General features: G+C 44.1%; 17 protein-coding genes. 4 read left to right on the plus strand and 13 right to left on the minus strand.

The window, feature by feature from the left end:
• Window positions 1-161: 161 nt before the first annotated feature.
• The 3 genes from F6K63_RS04265 to F6K63_RS04275 all read right to left on the minus strand — a co-directional run bounded on the left by F6K63_RS04265 (window position 162) and on the right by F6K63_RS04275 (window position 3,604).
• The gene (locus tag F6K63_RS04265; protein ID WP_287310956.1) at window positions 162-1,403 is read right to left on the minus strand and encodes a phage tail sheath family protein; all 1,242 of its coding nucleotides are present in this window, start codon (window positions 1,401-1,403) and stop codon (window positions 162-164) included.
• 87 nt (window positions 1,404-1,490) lie between these two features.
• Window positions 1,491-2,726, minus strand: a complete 1,236-nt coding sequence (locus F6K63_RS04270) for a phage tail sheath family protein (protein WP_287310958.1) — start codon at window positions 2,724-2,726, stop codon at window positions 1,491-1,493.
• A 386-nt stretch (window positions 2,727-3,112) separates the two neighbouring features.
• Window positions 3,113-3,604: a carboxypeptidase-like regulatory domain-containing protein gene (locus F6K63_RS04275; RefSeq protein WP_287310960.1), complete on the minus strand. Its 492-nt coding sequence runs from the start codon at window positions 3,602-3,604 to the stop codon at window positions 3,113-3,115.
• Between the two features lie 5 nt (window positions 3,605-3,609).
• On the opposite strand from F6K63_RS04275, the gene F6K63_RS04280 reads away from it, so the two are divergent.
• Window positions 3,610-3,753, plus strand: a complete 144-nt coding sequence (locus tag F6K63_RS04280) for a hypothetical protein (protein ID WP_158026554.1) — start codon at window positions 3,610-3,612, stop codon at window positions 3,751-3,753.
• Between the two features lie 465 nt (window positions 3,754-4,218).
• On the opposite strand, the gene F6K63_RS04285 is transcribed toward F6K63_RS04280, so the two are convergent.
• The 5 genes from F6K63_RS04285 to F6K63_RS04305 all read right to left on the minus strand — a co-directional run bounded on the left by F6K63_RS04285 (window position 4,219) and on the right by F6K63_RS04305 (window position 8,787).
• The gene (locus tag F6K63_RS04285) at window positions 4,219-4,452 is read right to left on the minus strand and encodes a hypothetical protein (protein ID WP_071105176.1); all 234 of its coding nucleotides are present in this window, start codon (window positions 4,450-4,452) and stop codon (window positions 4,219-4,221) included.
• A gap of 377 nt (window positions 4,453-4,829) precedes the next feature.
• Window positions 4,830-5,411: a Pvc16 family protein gene (locus F6K63_RS04290; protein ID WP_071105177.1), complete on the minus strand. Its 582-nt coding sequence runs from the start codon at window positions 5,409-5,411 to the stop codon at window positions 4,830-4,832.
• A 194-nt stretch (window positions 5,412-5,605) separates the two neighbouring features.
• Window positions 5,606-7,984 (minus strand): ATP-binding protein, encoded by a 2,379-nt coding sequence (locus tag F6K63_RS04295; RefSeq protein ID WP_287310961.1) that lies wholly within the window; start codon window positions 7,982-7,984, stop codon window positions 5,606-5,608.
• A gap of 306 nt (window positions 7,985-8,290) precedes the next feature.
• Complete coding sequence (locus tag F6K63_RS04300; RefSeq protein WP_287265551.1) at window positions 8,291-8,572, minus strand: type II toxin-antitoxin system RelE/ParE family toxin; 282 nt, start codon at window positions 8,570-8,572, stop codon at window positions 8,291-8,293.
• Window positions 8,569-8,787, minus strand: a complete 219-nt coding sequence (locus tag F6K63_RS04305) for a hypothetical protein (protein ID WP_287265550.1) — start codon at window positions 8,785-8,787, stop codon at window positions 8,569-8,571. The genes F6K63_RS04300 and F6K63_RS04305 overlap by 4 nt, the downstream gene beginning before the upstream one ends.
• Before the next feature lie 324 nt (window positions 8,788-9,111).
• Between F6K63_RS04305 and F6K63_RS37605 the strand changes: the two genes are divergently transcribed.
• Both F6K63_RS37605 and F6K63_RS04310 read left to right on the plus strand, forming a co-directional pair.
• Window positions 9,112-9,297 carry a hypothetical protein gene (locus tag F6K63_RS37605; RefSeq protein ID WP_502708273.1) on the plus strand — a complete coding sequence of 62 codons (186 nt, stop codon included), beginning with the start codon at window positions 9,112-9,114 and terminating at the stop codon, window positions 9,295-9,297.
• Window positions 9,239-10,006, plus strand: a complete 768-nt coding sequence (locus F6K63_RS04310) for a Uma2 family endonuclease (protein WP_502708274.1) — start codon at window positions 9,239-9,241, stop codon at window positions 10,004-10,006. Before F6K63_RS37605 ends, F6K63_RS04310 begins: the two co-directional genes overlap by 59 nt.
• Before the next feature lie 58 nt (window positions 10,007-10,064).
• Here F6K63_RS04310 and F6K63_RS04315 read toward each other — a convergent pair whose 3' ends face one another.
• The 4 genes from F6K63_RS04315 to F6K63_RS04330 all read right to left on the minus strand — a co-directional run bounded on the left by F6K63_RS04315 (window position 10,065) and on the right by F6K63_RS04330 (window position 15,447).
• Window positions 10,065-10,532 (minus strand): hypothetical protein, encoded by a 468-nt coding sequence (locus F6K63_RS04315; RefSeq protein ID WP_287310962.1) that lies wholly within the window; start codon window positions 10,530-10,532, stop codon window positions 10,065-10,067.
• Between the two features lie 464 nt (window positions 10,533-10,996).
• Complete coding sequence (locus F6K63_RS04320) at window positions 10,997-11,560, minus strand: Uma2 family endonuclease (RefSeq protein WP_287310970.1); 564 nt, start codon at window positions 11,558-11,560, stop codon at window positions 10,997-10,999.
• 670 nt (window positions 11,561-12,230) lie between these two features.
• Entirely contained in the window at window positions 12,231-12,995 is a 765-nt protein-coding gene (locus tag F6K63_RS04325) for a M23 family metallopeptidase (protein WP_287310964.1), read from the minus strand.
• A 16-nt stretch (window positions 12,996-13,011) separates the two neighbouring features.
• Complete coding sequence (locus F6K63_RS04330; RefSeq protein WP_287310966.1) at window positions 13,012-15,447, minus strand: eCIS core domain-containing protein; 2,436 nt, start codon at window positions 15,445-15,447, stop codon at window positions 13,012-13,014.
• 43 nt (window positions 15,448-15,490) lie between these two features.
• Between F6K63_RS04330 and F6K63_RS04335 the strand changes: the two genes are divergently transcribed.
• Window positions 15,491-15,631, plus strand: a complete 141-nt coding sequence (locus F6K63_RS04335) for a hypothetical protein (RefSeq protein WP_154659726.1) — start codon at window positions 15,491-15,493, stop codon at window positions 15,629-15,631.
• A 154-nt stretch (window positions 15,632-15,785) separates the two neighbouring features.
• Here F6K63_RS04335 and F6K63_RS04340 read toward each other — a convergent pair whose 3' ends face one another.
• Window positions 15,786-16,385 carry a hypothetical protein gene (locus tag F6K63_RS04340; protein ID WP_287310967.1) on the minus strand — a complete coding sequence of 200 codons (600 nt, stop codon included), beginning with the start codon at window positions 16,383-16,385 and terminating at the stop codon, window positions 15,786-15,788.
• Window positions 16,386-16,475 lie beyond the last annotated feature (90 nt).

Genomic DNA, 16,475 nt, shown 5'->3' on the forward strand with positions numbered 1-16,475 from the left:
TGTCGGCTTTGGGGTCGGGTCCGGGTGCGGGCTGTGGTAAAATTCTCAGGGAAAAAACCCTACTCCCTACTCCCTACTCCCTCGGTGCGCTTTCCAATGGGCGAGTAAATCGCCCTTGGGTCGCACCGCTCCCGACTCCCGACTCCCGACTCCCTACTTCCCTAGCTACCACTAGGACTTGTCCACTGGCTAAGGCGGAAGACCACAAATTCAGCTGGCTTGGTCACTGCCACACCAATTTCTGTTACTAGCTGACCTAAATCTCTGACTTCTGGGGGATTGGTCTCTTCATCACACTTGACGTAAAAGGCTTCCTCTGGTGTATTGCCAAATAAAGCCCCCGTACTCCAGACATTGGTCAGGAAAGCATTAACATTGCGGGTAATCTGCGCCCAAAGTTCAGGATTATTGGGTTCAAATACGATCCACTGAGTACCTTCGTCAATAGATTCCCGCAGATAATTGAATAGACGACGGACGTTGATGTACTTAAACTCTCCATTGGCATCACCACCGAGGGTGCGTGCCCCCCAGACTCTAATATTACCGTTGAGATTACGGATGCAGTTGATGCCGTGTTTGTTAAGTTGCTCCTGCTGGGCTTTGGTGATGTTGTACTGTAGACCCAATGCTCCTCGTATAGTTTCATTAGCTGGGGCTTTGTGGACTCCTCGTTGTTGATCGACGCGAGCATAAATACCAGCGAGATGACCACTGGGGGGCACATTGGCCAAACCATCAGTGCTCCGGTTTCTTATCTTATCGGTTGGATCAAAGGCTTTAATCCAGGGGAAATAAAAAGCGGCATAGTCGGATCTGCCCGGGACATTGTCATCCCCTGGTTGCATCGTCTTCCAGGTATCATCTTTTAAATCGCTGGGACTATCTAATATAGCAAAGCGGTCCTGAGTATTCTGACAGTGAGTGATGATGGCATTGTTAATATTGTCGTTGGCAATACCAGGAACGGCAACCATAGCAATTTCGTCAATAGCTCCAAATGTTTCTTCTAGAAACTCAGCCGTAATGTGATTTCTCTCTGCAACCCGCACCACGTAGCAGCGAGTACCGCCGTTGTTAAAAAATCCATAGACGGCGTGGACTAGATAACGCTGATATGAACCTAATGAGAAGTTGCCAAAGAATTTTTTGAACTCGCTAAAGTTAGTACATAGTTTGACTTCACCAGCTGTTACAGGGGCAAAAGGGGTTGTAATATAAGTTGGATTGGTAGTTTCATCGGTGGGTTGGCTTGGGTCATAGTTTGGGTTAGGTTCTGGAATGTCAATTGAGTCTGGTATTCTACCAACAAAACCGGCGGTACTAGTTCCTACGCCAGCGATGGGAGCAGAACCAGAGGCTACTTCCTCAACGTATACTCCTGGTGATAAATAGGTTGGCATTTTCTAAACTCCTTGAAACAGTTAAATCAAAGGCTGGATCTGAGCAAAGTGCGTACGCTTCTGGTACGGGCGCACAGCGGTGCGCCCCTACTGACTACCTGACCATTGACTGATGCGGAAAATAACAAATTCCGCTGGCTTGGTCACTGCCACACCAATTTCTGTTACTACTTGACCCAAATCTCTGACTTCTGGGGGATTGGTTTCTTCATCACATTTGACGTAGAAAGCTTCCTGTGGTGTATTACCGAATAATGCCCCTGTACTCCAGACATTGGTCAGGAAAGCATTAACATTGCGGGTAATCTGCGCCCAAAGTTCAGGATGATTGGGTTCAAATACCATCCACTGAGTACCTTCGTCAATAGATTCCCGCAGATAATTGAATAGACGACGGACGTTGATGTACTTAAACTCTCCATTAGCATCACCACCGATGGTGCGTGCTCCCCAGACTCGAATATTGCCATTGAGATTACGGATGCAATTGATTCCTTGGGGGTTGAGTCCATCCTGCTGGGCTTTGCTGATGTTGTACTTCAGACCCAATGCTCCTAATATTGTTTCATTCGCTGGGGCTTTGTGGACTCCTCGTTGTGTATCGACACGGGCATAGAGACCGGCGAGATGACCACTGGGCGCTACATAGATCCCACCATCCCCTTTGGGGTTCTGTGTCTTCGTGGCTGGATCGAAGACTTCAATCCAGGGGAAGTAAAAAGCGGCATAATCAGATTTGCTAGGTACATTGCCATCCCCTGGTTGCAGTGTTTTCCAAGTATCATCCAAATTTTCCTGACTATCCAAGATTGCGAAGCGATCCTGGGTCTTCTGTTGACAGTGAGTGATGATGGCATCGACAACACTGCTGTCGGTAATGCCAGGGGCAGCAACGATCGCAATTTCGTCAATAGGCTCAAATGTATTTTCTAGGAAGTCAGCCGTAATCTCACTCTCTGCTGCTGCCCGCACCACATAGCAGCGAGTACCACCGTTGTTAAAGAATCCATAGACGGCGTGAGCTAGCTGACGTTGACCTGGATCGGTTGAGAAGTCTCCAAAGAACTTCTTGAACTCGCTAAAGTTAGTACATAGTTTGACTTCACCGACTTTTGCCGGTGAAAAATTGGTTGTAATATGAGCCGGATTTTGGGTTTCATCAATGTCTTGGCTTGGGTCATAGTTAGGGTTTGGTTCTGGAATTGTAATCGAGTTTGGAAAGGCACCAATAAAACCGGCGGTACTAGTTCCTACCCCAGCAATTGGAGCAGAACCAGAGGATACTTCCTCAACGTATACACCGGGCGATAAATAGGTTGGCATTCTCTTTAACTCCTTGAATAAATCAAATCAAATCAAAGCCTCGATTTCAGCAAAATTATCTAACTCTTCGGTTGAGATATAGCGCTACGCGCAAGGCAATAGGCAATAGGCAATAGGCAATAGGCAATAGTTTACTAGAACAGCTTTTGCTGCTTGTATCAATGTCCTAACTTTAATGCGTAGTGCTATAACTAGATGCTTCCTACCCTATTTTCTCTGATGATAAAAAAATATTTAGTGGCCACTTGCCCTTGGTTCAAGTCTATAAGTTTGGAGCAGAACCAGAGGGGATTTCCTCAACCTAGACACCTAGGCATAAATTAGGTTGGCATTCTCTTTAACTCCTTGAATCAATCAAATCAAAGCCTCGATCTCAGCAAGGTTCTCTAACTATTGTATTGAGGTCCCCAAATACTTTTTACTTCATTTACTATTTCTACTTCATTTACTCTGATAAGAGAGAAATTGTGCGTGGTCACTTGCCCTTGGTTCAAGTCTACAAGTTGAGAGGTTTCTTGCTGGTAGCCTTGGGCAACAACGTTAACTATAACCTGGCGAGGACTTGATTTATCCCTAGATGCTTCCAGACTACTCAGGAGATAGTTGCCATCGTTGTCAGTAAAAGTATACTCACCACTCCCCTCAATTTCAACTTTGGCCATAACCACAGCTTCATCGTCTGAGTTGGTGACCTTACCCAACAGAGCAGTTGGTTGGAAATAGAAATTAACAGTAGGTATCGCGATTGCACCAGTTTCTGGATCTGATGATACCTGAACCTCGGTCTGATCGGATTCCGTATTAGAACCAGGCGGTATAGTTTTGATGGTTGGGTCAGCACTATAGCGAGTACCCGTACCTGGCAAGGAAGCCGTCAAGGTATATGGCCCATCAGGGAGATCCTGGAATTGACACTCCCCGACCTGTTCGCTTAGCGGAGGCCGTAGGCCACAAGGCGCGGGGATTCCTAGATCAACGAGCCGCCTTAAACCGCCGTGTTCTAATCTTTGACGCCGTCAAAAATTAGACAATACTTAAACCAAAAACCCGTCAAGACCAAGTTCCTAGTTAATTCACGACAGACCCAGAGGGCGATTCTCCCTAGGCGTTTAGCTACTTAATTGGAAGTGCCTTAAAAAGTCCGTTTCCCTTCCTTTTCACTTGGTTCCGGTGTGCCCCACCGTACCGTTTTTTCGTGCATAGTGATTTTTCTGGGTTCACACACCAACTGTTAATTGATGATTGGGTTTTTAAAGAGGACCTTCCCTACCCTCTAGGCATTACTGTTTTAAGGTCAATAAGTTACGGGTCTCTCTCCCGGCTCAGCCTCGGTTTCTCAACCTGTACCTACTTTATTCTAAATTACTTTCGATTCTAAATTACTTTCGATGATGATTCCGGAGTCTTCTAGGAATTTATTTCATGGCGACATTAGTCGCTGTTCACTTTCATCCCCGCTCGCTTTGTGACGGGGCTTTCAGTGTTCGGATTCCTAGTAAAAATAGCCGTCAACTCTGGTACGAGTGCGGTCAGGTCTCTCGACCCTCTTTTCCCAGTCATCTCCGTAAAGCCCAGCTAGCAGATCTAACTTGCTTTTGAAGCTGTCGGGCATATCGGCAATCTCGACCACTGCTCCCGGAATCACCTGCTGAGTTTGGTCATCTTTCACCTGCCCAGCGATGGCGACCTGATGGCGGATTGCTTCCAACCTGATCTTATTTGACACGAGCAATACTCCCTTAGTCAACTACAGGATTTAAACATCGCCCCCGTGGGTCCCTCACAGGGGTAGGTTTTTTACATTAGGGTCAAACATAGGACTTAACCTGATCAGAGTAAAAGGAAAACAACGAATAAATGATGATTTTTAACGACAAATTAAGTACATTGTCTTGATGCAGTCGCTCATGGGGGAAACCCCCTTTGGCGGCGCTGCATCGCTTTCTTATCCCCCACACCCCACACCCCACACCCCACACCCCACACCTGAGGTCTTTGTAAAAAACCTACCCTTATGAGGTTAGGGGGGCGGGGGACTTTGAGAGTAGTACCCCAAGTTTGGGGGGTTAGGGGGGCAAAACCAACTAAACTTCGTAAGTCCAGTTACTTAATCCTCATATTTGTCCTCATATCGGTTACCAAAGTTCCTGCGTCAACCGGATCATCGACTTCCACAGCCATAGTCAGGGTGTAGTTCAATGCTGGTCTGGGCTTTCCTCCCATTGCTTGCCAGAATTCCCCCAAACTTTGTAGGTTGCTCTGACTCAGACTAACTGTCCTGATCGGAGGTTCCATCCCCTTGAGGCTTCCCTGTAATACAGCGGCTGGAATTATACGATGACGCAGTAGCACTTTCATTACCTCCCCCAGCCATTGGTGCTCTTCTTGCTCTGGTTTTTGACCATCACCTGTTGTAAGAGCAGACCAAGCAGTGATTAGGTAAGAGCAATCCACTCGCACTGGATTACGCCTTTTGGTCGCCCTACCGTTACTGCGTTCTGTTGACCAGGTGGTGTTACGTAACTCCAGATTCTCACGCACATCGTAAAGAAAGAGATTAATCGCTGGCTTAACACTAAAATCCTTGTCAGGTGTGGCAAAGCTAATCGTAACTGACGAGATTAGGTCAGGAGGGAGTTCGCCCTTGAGCAATTCCTCCAAAGTTTTATCCAGGTCATGAATCATCGCATTTCCCCACTCTTAGCACGCAGGTGGCCAAATCATCAGCCAAATGGTTGAGGTCAATCAGCAATTTGGCTAACCCAAGTATCAACCTTAGAATGCAAACTGCCCCTTAATTCTTCTCCGTAACAAAAATACATACAAGTTATCAGTACTTAGTGAATCAGTTGCACAGTTATTGAAGTTATTACGAATCATTAAATCAGCCCAGCATACTGACCAAATTCCCCCTCTATTAACACTTTTCCCATCTTCTGATACTCTCGCCGGACTGCACGAAGCAGGTGATTCATCTTGACAATTCCACCATCATCTGCTGCTATAAAAGCAGCAGCTAGAGCAATATTACGAATATTGCCCCCAGCAATCTCGCAGTGACGGGCGATAAAATCTAAATCCAGTTCCTCAGAGCGAGGTACACGACTAGGCCAGATTTGCTCCCAGATCCGGCGGCGGTCTTTGAGATTAGGAAAAGGAAACTCAATAATAAAACGTAATCGCCGGACAAAGGCATCGTCCATATTAGTCCGTAGGTTGGTGGTCAAAATCGCCACTCCTTCGTACTCCTCCATCTTTTGCAAGAGATAGCCAACCTCAATATTGGCGTAGCGGTCATGGGCACTGCTAATTTCCGAGCGCTTGCCAAAAAGCGAATCTGCCTCATCAAACAGGAGAATGGCGTTGGCATTGGCAGCAGCTGTAAAGATGCGATTGAGGTTTTTTTCCGTCTCCCCGATATACTTACTGACCACTTGGGACAGGTCAATCTTATAGAGGTCAAGCTGTAATTCGTGGGCAATAATTTCCGCTGCCATGGTTTTACCAGTCCCTGGTGGGCCAGAAAACATTACATTCAGTCCTCTGCCCAGGGAAAGCTTGCTCTGGAAGTCCCACTCTTCCCACACTAGCTGTCGATATTTGGCTTGATTACAAATTTCGAGCAACTGGGTCTTTTGATTAGCTGGCAGGACAATATCATCCCAGCTGTACTTAGGCTGAATCTGACGTGCCAATGAACCTAGTTCATGACCAGATTGGGCACGGGCTGCTGCAAATAGTTCGGGCAAGGTGGGTTTTTGATGGGATTGTGGAGTGTGGGGAGAGGAAACACTGCTATCCTCATGTGCCGTCTGTTCAGGAGACCTCTTGCAAAAGTAGTTTTCTGATAGTGTTTGTCTCAATTCTTGTCCACTGTTCCCGTCTTGATGCAGTCGCTCATGGGGGAAACCCCCAAGACCGCGCTGCATCGCTGTTCCCTGTTCCCTGTTCCGACAACTGCCGCGAAGTCTAGGCTTTTGGGCAATGCGCCAACGGGCTCGATTACAGGCATCAATCACGGCATCGGTAATTTGCTCGGAATTGAGGCGGAAGCGATCGCATAAAGTATCTAGCTCTGGTCCGTCTAGGGAAATACCGGCTGCAGTTAGTTGATTCTGCCAACAACAGCGACGAACTGTAAACTCAGGGATGGGAAAAGGAACGGTAACTATTCCGATTGCGATAGTTTTCTCTGGTCTCCAGGGTTTTTCACCAGCGAGGATAGTAATTCCTTGATGGTTTGCTATGATTCTTAGCAGAGATAGATATTGACTGGAATTCTCGGAACTTTCTATAGTTTGTTGTAGAGTTTCTAGTCCTTCTAGGTAAAGCAAAGCCTTCTGAAACCAGGCTTGACGGTAAGCTAGTTTCAGGGTTAGCTCCAACTCAGCTTTGGCTTCTACAATCCGAGTTAAATTTACTGTTAGCAACGGTGCTTCCACAGCCCTGGCCAGAGCTTGGGCGCTACGGTGTTTACTACTAGTATCTGCACCCTCAAAATACAGTGCCAGGGGTTTGCTTGCTTGCCAATCTTCGACAACTATTGTTAATAAAGCCTGCTTTACTTCCTGATGTAAGGGCAAGTCTTCCAGGGAAATAGTAGGCTCAATTAACCTACAGAAGGGTTTTAGTCGCTGATCTAATCCTGTTTCTCCCAACAGCAGAGCCAGGACTAGCCCATCGAGTTGAAGATTGTGAGCGAGCAGAGTAGGCTGGAGCTGATTAGGGTCCGAGACCAGATGTAGTAGACTATGACGTAGGAGAGGAGCTTCTGGGGTAAAGTGACTACGCCGCGCCAGTTTCGCTTCCCCAGTTGGACAGAGCAGATTTAGGACAAGATCCACAGTGGCTCGCTTACACCGGATATCGTCTTGGAGATAGGTATAAATGCGTTCATAGCGCCGGTCTAGTTCAGGGGCGAGAGCGATCGCAATAATATCGACATCGAAAGCAGAGAGGGCAAAGGTTTCTTGCAGCCATGCTAGTGAAGAGCCTGCCAGGATAGCATCAGAGGGTAACTCCTGTGATGTTTCTGTATCTACCTGCAATACTGGTGTTCCTGGTGGCCGAGTCAGCAACTGTTCCACTTCGTCCTGGTCAACTTGCATCCCCCGATAGGGATTAGTTGCAGCCATGGAACCATAGGTAACTTGGGCAGCGGCTAAAGCTTGTTCTAGCAGTCCGTCTAAGCGCTGTAACAGCAGAAAGAGTTGCTGAAATTGGGGGTTGGGAGGGAATACTTGGGTTTGGTTAATCATGGATTATAGCAAGGGAACAGGGAATAGGGAATAGGGACTTCGGAACAGGGACTTCGGAGCAGGGACTTCGGAGCAGTAGAGTAATAAGAGGTAATATAGAAAAAATCATGTGTACCTCATTAGGGCGATCGCATTTGGTAGGGTAGGGTGGGCAAATCTATGATACTTTGGTAATTAGATTAGTTATTATTTCCATTTGCCCACCCGACTTGAGCGATCGCACTTTGGCAAAACCAAGGGTTAGCGCGAATCCAGGAGTAGGGGCGCACTACCAACGGCTATCACACTACAAGAGGTGCTATCATACTAATAGACTTCATCATGAGAACCTAAATTAAGCAACAAAATAGCTTCTTCTTGATCGTCAGGATTTTCGATAAATTCAAATAAAATACGGTAGCTGTAGTCAATTGAACATGACCAGATATTAGATAAATCGCCTTTAAGTTTGTGAGTGTGTAAGCTAGAATGAAAGGGATCTTCTGCTAACTGACGCAGCGTTTTCTCAATTAGCGGTCTAAAATCTGGTCTTTTACGAATTACTCGTTTTAAAGCTCGTAGTGATTGGGGTGTCCAAGCAATTTTCATAGTTGATCAAGTTCTTCTAGAAATTGATCAACTGAGCCAAATTTCACTTTTCCTTCGGCTAATTCTTGGCGAATTTCTTTAATTTCTTTCACTAGTATTCCTCTCCGTTGTAGATGGAATCTTTTGAGAAGAGTATCGAGTAATATCTCTTGCTCTTCTAAGGACAATTTTTCAACGGTTTCAATCGCTTGCTGAAAGGCTGAGGTTTTGAGCATAATTGCTTGATAATTTGCAGGTTTTTTCTAGTTTAGCTTGATCAGATTCTGTAGGGTGTCAAGCGCGAAGCCTAACGTACCGAATATCAGCATACACAAACCCAACCAATAACAGAGGCGATCGCATTCGGTAGGGTAGGGTGGGCAAATCTATGATACTTTGGCAACTTGATCAGTGATCATGCCCATTTGCCCACCCTACAAGAGCGATCGCACTTTGGCCAAACCAAAGGGTAGCGCGAATCCACGAGTAGGGGCGCACCAACCTGCCCCCAATCATCAATCTAATATCTAAAATCGAAGTTATAACAATCCGTGTAGGAATTGTGGGAATTTTATTCCCTGTTCCCTACTCCCTACTCCCTACTCCCTACTCCCTATTCCCTATTCCCTATTCCCTATTCCCTATTCCCTATTCCCTACTCCCTACTCCCTACTCCCTTTGCTATATATGTATCAACAAACAGATCCCCCCCGACCCCCGAAAGAAATCCTACCCACAATGTATGATCTACCTAGCGAAGAAACGGAGGATTCAGGATTGCCAGATCAATACCATATATGGCAAGCAGACTTACTGGAAAAAACGTTTTTCCCTCCCAAGTATCCTAGAAACCAAATTCTCGTTGCTAGCGATTTGAATATTTACTACAATCTGAAACATCCTACTTGGTATAAGCGTCCCGATTGGTTTGCTGTTTTGGGAGTGGATCGTTTGTACGAACAAAGAGAATCCCGGTTGAGTTACGTGATCTGGCAGGAAGGAGTAGCTCCTTTTATTACCATCGAATTACTTTCTCCTAGTACACAAAAAGAAGACTTAGGAGAAGTTAGGCCACAAGCCAACCAACCCCCAACTAAATGGGAAGTTTACGAACGGATGCTACGGATTCCCTATTACGTGGTCTTCAATGGTAATAGCAATAAACTGCGCTTGTTTGAATTAGTGCGCAGCAGCTATCGGGAAGTGATTCTCAACGGTGACAAATTCTGGCTTCCAGAAATAGAACTAGGTTTAGGATTGTGGTCAGGAAACTATCAAGAGTTAAATCGACTTTGGTTGCGTTGGTACGATGCAGCAGAAAATTGGATTCCTACACCGGTTGAGAAAGAAAGACAGCTAGTTGAACAAGAACGTCAACGAGCTGAACGAGAACGTCAACGAGCTGAACGTTTAGCTGCTCAATTGCGAGCAATGGGTGTAGAGCCAGAAGATTGAAATTTTAGGTACGGTAGGTAGCGTTTGGTGGGCAAATAATGAGAGTTTGGCAATTTTATCAGTGATCTAGTCCATTTGCCCACCAAACACGATCAGGCGATCGCACTTCATTAACGCACTCTACAAGAGCTTTGATATCCCTGATATATTCGATTATTAATAAACGTAAATAGTTCAGGGTTTCGACATAGTGTTTCATTTTAGGATAATCAAAGTCTTGTGAAAAATACCATTCAGTAAATTTAGCGATTTCTACTAGTTTTATTTTCTGTAATTCATTACTAATTTTTTGGGTATTTAATGAATTATCATTAATCACTTGAAAGGCGTATCCTCTAATAGTATCGGTTAATAGTTCAATAATCCCTAATATACTAACGTCTTGATTTTCTTCCCATCGGTAAATTTTTATTCTTTCTGCCTGAGTAGCTTGATAGTCAATGAGCAATTGATTTAAGATTTGCTCAATATATCCTTTGGCTGTTATGGTATTATCAGCTTTGTTGGAAATATCTAAGTTTGGCATAATTTTTTTAAGTTTAGCCGTAAGAAATAATTTTGTTGTCTCTTTCTATAATAAATTCAGTTCCTTTATTCCATCTCAATGCCCCATTGGGTAATTGGGTTTTTCGCGACCCTTTTTTGTTAAAATTAGCGGCTTTTATGAGATACTTTAAATAATTCCCTTTAAAACCGTGTCTGTCTGCATGATCTACAATACTATTGGCTAGGCGTACCCATTCCGTAGGGTAGGGTGGGCAAATTATGAGAGAAAGGCAATTAGATCAAATATCATGTCCATTTGCCCACCCTACAAGAGCGTACGCACTGAATGCAGCGCATCGCTATTCCCTCTTCCCCTCCTGGGAGGGGTTAGGGGTGGGTTCCTCTTCCCTCTTATCTCTTCCCTGTTCCCTGTTCCCTGTTCCCTGTTCCCTGTTCCCTAAAATCTAGAAATTGTGTACCTCACAAGTCGTAGAATTGCTATAGTTACAGTAATAACCAGGCAAATAAATCCTTAACTGTAAAATTTAGCTCACTTCCAAAAGATGGTACAGGAAGTAACATATCGGGTTGATCGAATACCTCAATTTCTTGTTTAGAATGGTAAACAAACACAGTTTTTTCCTCTGGGTCAATCAACCAACCGATCTGGGTTCCATGCTTGAGGCAATGAAGAATATTTTTGGTTACTTTTGTGTGACTTTGGTCTGGAGATAAGATTTCAATAGTCCAATCTGGAGTCAGGTTAAATACATTGGCAATTTCTCCATTATCATCACAGGGAATTCGGTTCCAAAGAAATACTGAAATGTCAGGTATTATTGAGCGACCCCCAAAGGTACAACGTAATTCAGGAAAAGCGCAAGCAATTTTTTGAGGTTTTACCAAACTATTGATTGCGGGTATTAGTTCTCCTTGAAGACGACTATGTTTTCCTTGAGGCATGGGCTTCTGAATAATTTTTCCATCAAGGTACTCACTAGCAGGCTTTGTTTCCGGTAGTTTCAGAAACTCCTCCAATGTCAGTATTTTTGGTTGTGCTTGTACCATTTCAGGGTTGTCTCCAATTGTGCCAGTAGGGGTAGGGTGGGCAAATTTTGATAATTTGATCATTTCATCAGCTCTGATGCCCATTTGCCCACCCTACAAAATCAGGCGATCGGTCTTGCTTGTCACCTATTCAGCAGGTTAAGATTTTTTTGACTTGCTCTACAATTTTAACCGATAAACCAATTAACAACAGGGTAGACGGTAGTGGATTTGCTAACCTCAGGGGTAGGGTGGGCAAATTATGATAGTTTGGCAATTTAATTAGGAATCATGTCCATTTGCCCACCCTACAAGAGCCTACGTACTCTTGTTGCTGTTGAGAAGTTAGTGTTTTTTTAGTTTGGCTTTGTCGTAGATTACCCATGAGCTTCCTTAAATTAAGAGTCGGCAAAAGTCACAGTGTAATAATCATATAGCCTTTGAGGTCAAAGGGATTGTGGGAGTGATAGAAATATGGGAGAACTGGAGCGATCGCGATGAGTAAAACTAATTGCTTTGTGCTGCTATCGACTGGATATAAATGTTGCCAAGGCTATAGAAAGTTTTATGCCAATAGCCCTTGTCACTAGTAATTCATCTGGTAATAAAACTTTGGTTAAATTAACATAAAATTTTTTAAAGAAGCTATAAATTATTCAGATAATGTAAGCTTTTGAAGGATTTGGGTTTGTTAGCTGTATTCAAAACATTGCCTTCTGATGTAGATACTTGGAGATGATGGTGTCTTATGCATACGGACTTCAAAGTGGAGGTGAGGAGCAGTAGAACGAACTTTAGAGCGAGCTGCTGCGATTGGTTCCCCTTGCTGCACCACCTGTTCCTGGCTCACATATAGTTTACGGTTATGAACATAGCGTGTCACCAAACCATTGCCGTGATCAATCTTAACTGTATTGCCACAACCATTGTACCAACCCGCGAAAATTACCTTGCCCTGGGCTAGCGCTCGAATCGTGCTACTATCGCTAGTGCTTTCTTCGTCTTGACGTTGAATCGACTCATGTTGAGTTGACAAACTAGAAACTGGTGCGTTAATCTGCCTTACTACTTCAGATGCTACTCGGTCGGCTTCTTGTTCATACTTATCCCCAGCTTGACCAATAGTCAGCTTCGCCTGCACTGGATTGCCCTGCTGCCAATTGCCCATTAATTCATGGGAAAGTCCCCTAAACATTGGCATTCGCTGAATTGGTTGCCCACTAACAGGGGAAACACTACTCAGCAGAGGGTCAATAGTTCGAGCAACTTTGTGTTGGTAACCAGCTTCTGATTCAGAGTTTGGGCGCTGGGACTTAATTAAATTACCTAGTGCTCGGTTACCGATTATCCCTTGCAATTCTTCTATGGGGTCGAGCTCTGGTTTGGTACTAGGTGATGGTTGTTGCTGTTGAGAAGTTAGTGTTTTTGTGGTTTGGCTTTGTCGTAGATTACCCATGAGTTTCACGAAATATTTAATAGTTTGTATATGAGGTGATTTTACCCCTAAAATTGTCTCGTTTACCAACTAAGTCTTGAGTACTTATTCTCCTAGTTTTTTCCAAAAAATCATAGAAAGCCTTTAGTCTTTCCAATTTTTCAAGCCAATTTTCCATTTCCTTTGCTACTACTGTAGTTTGATCTATATCGTCGAGAGAAACTATACTGAGGCGATTCCAATCGAGCTTTCCTTTTCCGTGTTTTTCTGCTTTAGCACCTCCCGCACTAGATAGAGGGTTTGCGGTGGCTTCTGTTGACTTCCAGTTATGAACGTATCCCTCGTTACTCGCACCACCTGGAGCAGTTGTTTCTACTCCAACCTCTAGGGCTCCGAATTTTTCTGTAGTTGGAGGTCGAAAAACAATCAGCAAATGTCCGTGGGCTCCATCTGGCAAAATTATATCACTGTTGAAATCTGTCTCACCAATACCACCAACAGCTAAATTTATGCCATAAAGTTCTGTTCCATAAATTTTATTTTTAATTGCTGCTAGCTTTCCTCCCTGCTCTCGAACTTTTTCTTCGTCCCTCGACCTTTTCATGAAGTGTGTACCGAAAGAACGTTTAAACGCTCCGATACTTTCGTCTATTTTTCCTGCTTGAGTTACACCAAGCCAATTCAGTAAGGCATAGGGGTCTCTTACGCCTGCTTCACTTTTTTTCGCTAGCTTAGGAATTACAATATTGACTCTGCCACCATGAGATAGGGCGGTAGCAACATTTTCCGACCAGTTCTCATATCTGGGCAAGTTACCCTCGGTTCCAATATCAGTACATTCTTTTAATCCAGCTTGCATGAGTAAAAATACTTTTTTAAGCACCCCTATGGCTTTTGTATGTTTTTCAATCGCCTCACCTATATCAACTTTCTTACCTTTCGCCTTACCGTATTGATGTATTTCTTGCTGACGCTTCTTGGCTTCTTCAATAATTATGGCTTTTCTCTCACTCCCTTTTTCCCCTGAATCAAGGGTATTTTGCCAAACTTCAGCAGTGTTACTCCGAATTTCATCCAGATACTCATTACCTCCTGGCTGATTAGCTTTGAAATGTAAAGCCATTTGATAAGGACGAGTTTTAAATAAGTACTCTTTGCTGAGACTAAGTTCTTGTAATAGTTGAGTGTTTGAGCGGCATAGCCAAGCTACGCTAGCCACAATTAGTCTTTGATTGGGATGTAGTTTGAGCCAGTCATTCTCACTTTTTTTTCTTAAGTATTCTTTAGCTTCTTCCAAAGAAAACATTTGTAAGCTTTCTAGATATCGCTTACCATCTTCATCGTTAGCCATATTTTGAATCACATTTAACTCATTAATACTTAGGAGCTTATTGACACCTCTTTTTTTGAGGTATATATCTTGAAAGTATTTTTGGAACTGCTTCTGAACATCTTTATTGCCGAAACCAAGTTGCTTTAAAACTTCCGGTTTAATTCTCGGCGTTGCTTCCTCCAACGGTATGTCATGTATTGAAAGCCAATTTGGAGAATCCGTCCATTTTTTCGGGTGTTCTTCTTTCGGATATTTTTTTTTGCTTGGTGCCCGCTGTAGAGTTTTATTCTGCTCTAAGTGTACCTGGAATGTTGGAGAAGTCGGCACACTATTACTCGGAGACTTACACTGGATTTGCCCCCCAGTTTGCTGGACCACATGGGTCAATTCATGGGCAATTAATTCCTGCCCTCCTCGACTCCCAGGGTTGTATTCCCCCTGCCGAAAGAAGATATCTTTACCTGTGGTAAAAGCACGAGCTTGAATAGATTGATTCAACTGGTCAGATTGGGCATCACTGTGAACCTTCACCCCACTAAAATCTGCCCCAAACGACTGTTCCATTGGTTTCCGGATACTCTCAGCAATCGGCATCCCCGACCCCCTTGCCTGTTGGATTGAGCTTTCCAACTCTGGGGTAGCCGCCATCCCACCTTCGTTGGATTGAAGCTGTAACTTTGGCTTCCTCATCAGTTCATCTTGCTGACCTTGAGCTTGAATCGACTCTGGTTGAGTTGACAAACTAGAAACTGGTGCGTTAATCCGGTCCACTACTTCCGATGCTACTCGGTCAGCTTCAAGCTCATACTTATCCCCAGCTTCACCAATAGTTAGCTTCGCCTGTACTGGATTGCCCTGCTGCCAATTGCCCCTTAACTCATGGGAAAGTCCCCTAAACATTGGCATTCGCTGGATTGGCTGCCCACTAACAGGGGAAACACTATTCAGCAGAGGATCTTGGGAACGATGAACTTGTCGAGATAAGTCTGGCTGGGATTTAATTAGATTACCCAGTGCCTGGTTGCCGATTATCCCTTGCAGTTCGTCGATTGGGTGGTATGTTGGCTTCCTACTTCCTGATACTATTGACTGATCTCGAGCTTGTGTGTTTTTGGTTTGGCTTTGTCGTAGATTACCCATGAGCTTGACTCAATCTTAAATAGTCGGCAAAGGTCACATCATCATGATATATCCGAATAGCACTGAGGGGGTTCACCTCAAGACCGCGCTACATCCCTACCAACGTGGCATAGCTCACCTAGTTAACTCAAGCAACAACAGAGCAGGGGTAGGGTGGGCAAATGATGAGAGTTTGGCAATTTAATTAGGAATCATGTCCGTTTGCCCACCCTACAAAAGCGATCGCACTAGGGTGGGCAAATGATGAGAGTTTGGCAATTTAATTAGGAATCATGTCCATTTGCCCACCCTACAAGAGCTTCGCACTACTCCATTATTTGGTGATATTTTGCAACTATCTATTCTTGATCTTGTTCTGCTGATCTAAATCTTTTCGCTTTTGGACTATATTCAGCTGCTGTAGACGCCTGTCCATCATCTACAGCACTTAGGACGTTCTTCTCTGGTTTCGACTCACCTTGCAACAATTTTGTTTCGAATTCGAATAGTTTTTTGGCATTTGCCATGATGTCTTCGATCTTCTGCGCTGATGGGATGTTTTTATTGCTACGGGTACTCATGAAATCCCTAAGCTCGAAAAATGGCACTCCCTGTTCATTTAATTCATAGGCTCCCAATCCCTCCCTTTTGGTTCTGTATCCTTCTGGGGGTGACAAAACATCTGATAACCATTCATTCCCCTGTTTATCCTTATCCTTACCCTCATCAATTTCCTGTTGAATGAAATCCATTGGCAACGGATTCTTGATACTAGAAATCCATGATGATACTGTAGGTTGTTTAGACTCTTCGACTTTCTTGCCTGTTTCGTCATAAAGACCTTTACTAAAAATATCAGGTAATATTTCTAGTTGATTCCTTTTTTCGAGCACTTTCTTACTAAATATGTCTAAGATCTTTTCTATACTACTCCTAAATGATAATGGAGAAAGCTTCATAACTTCCTAAATTAGGCATAGTAAATAACCGATATTCAATAAACAATTCAAATAATTTCTTGGTGAGCTTGAAAGATCGACACCGTTGAT

It is taken from the genome of Moorena sp. SIO1G6 (genome assembly GCF_010672795.1).
GTDB classification, from domain to species: Bacteria; Cyanobacteriota; Cyanobacteriia; order Cyanobacteriales; family Coleofasciculaceae; genus Moorena; species Moorena producens.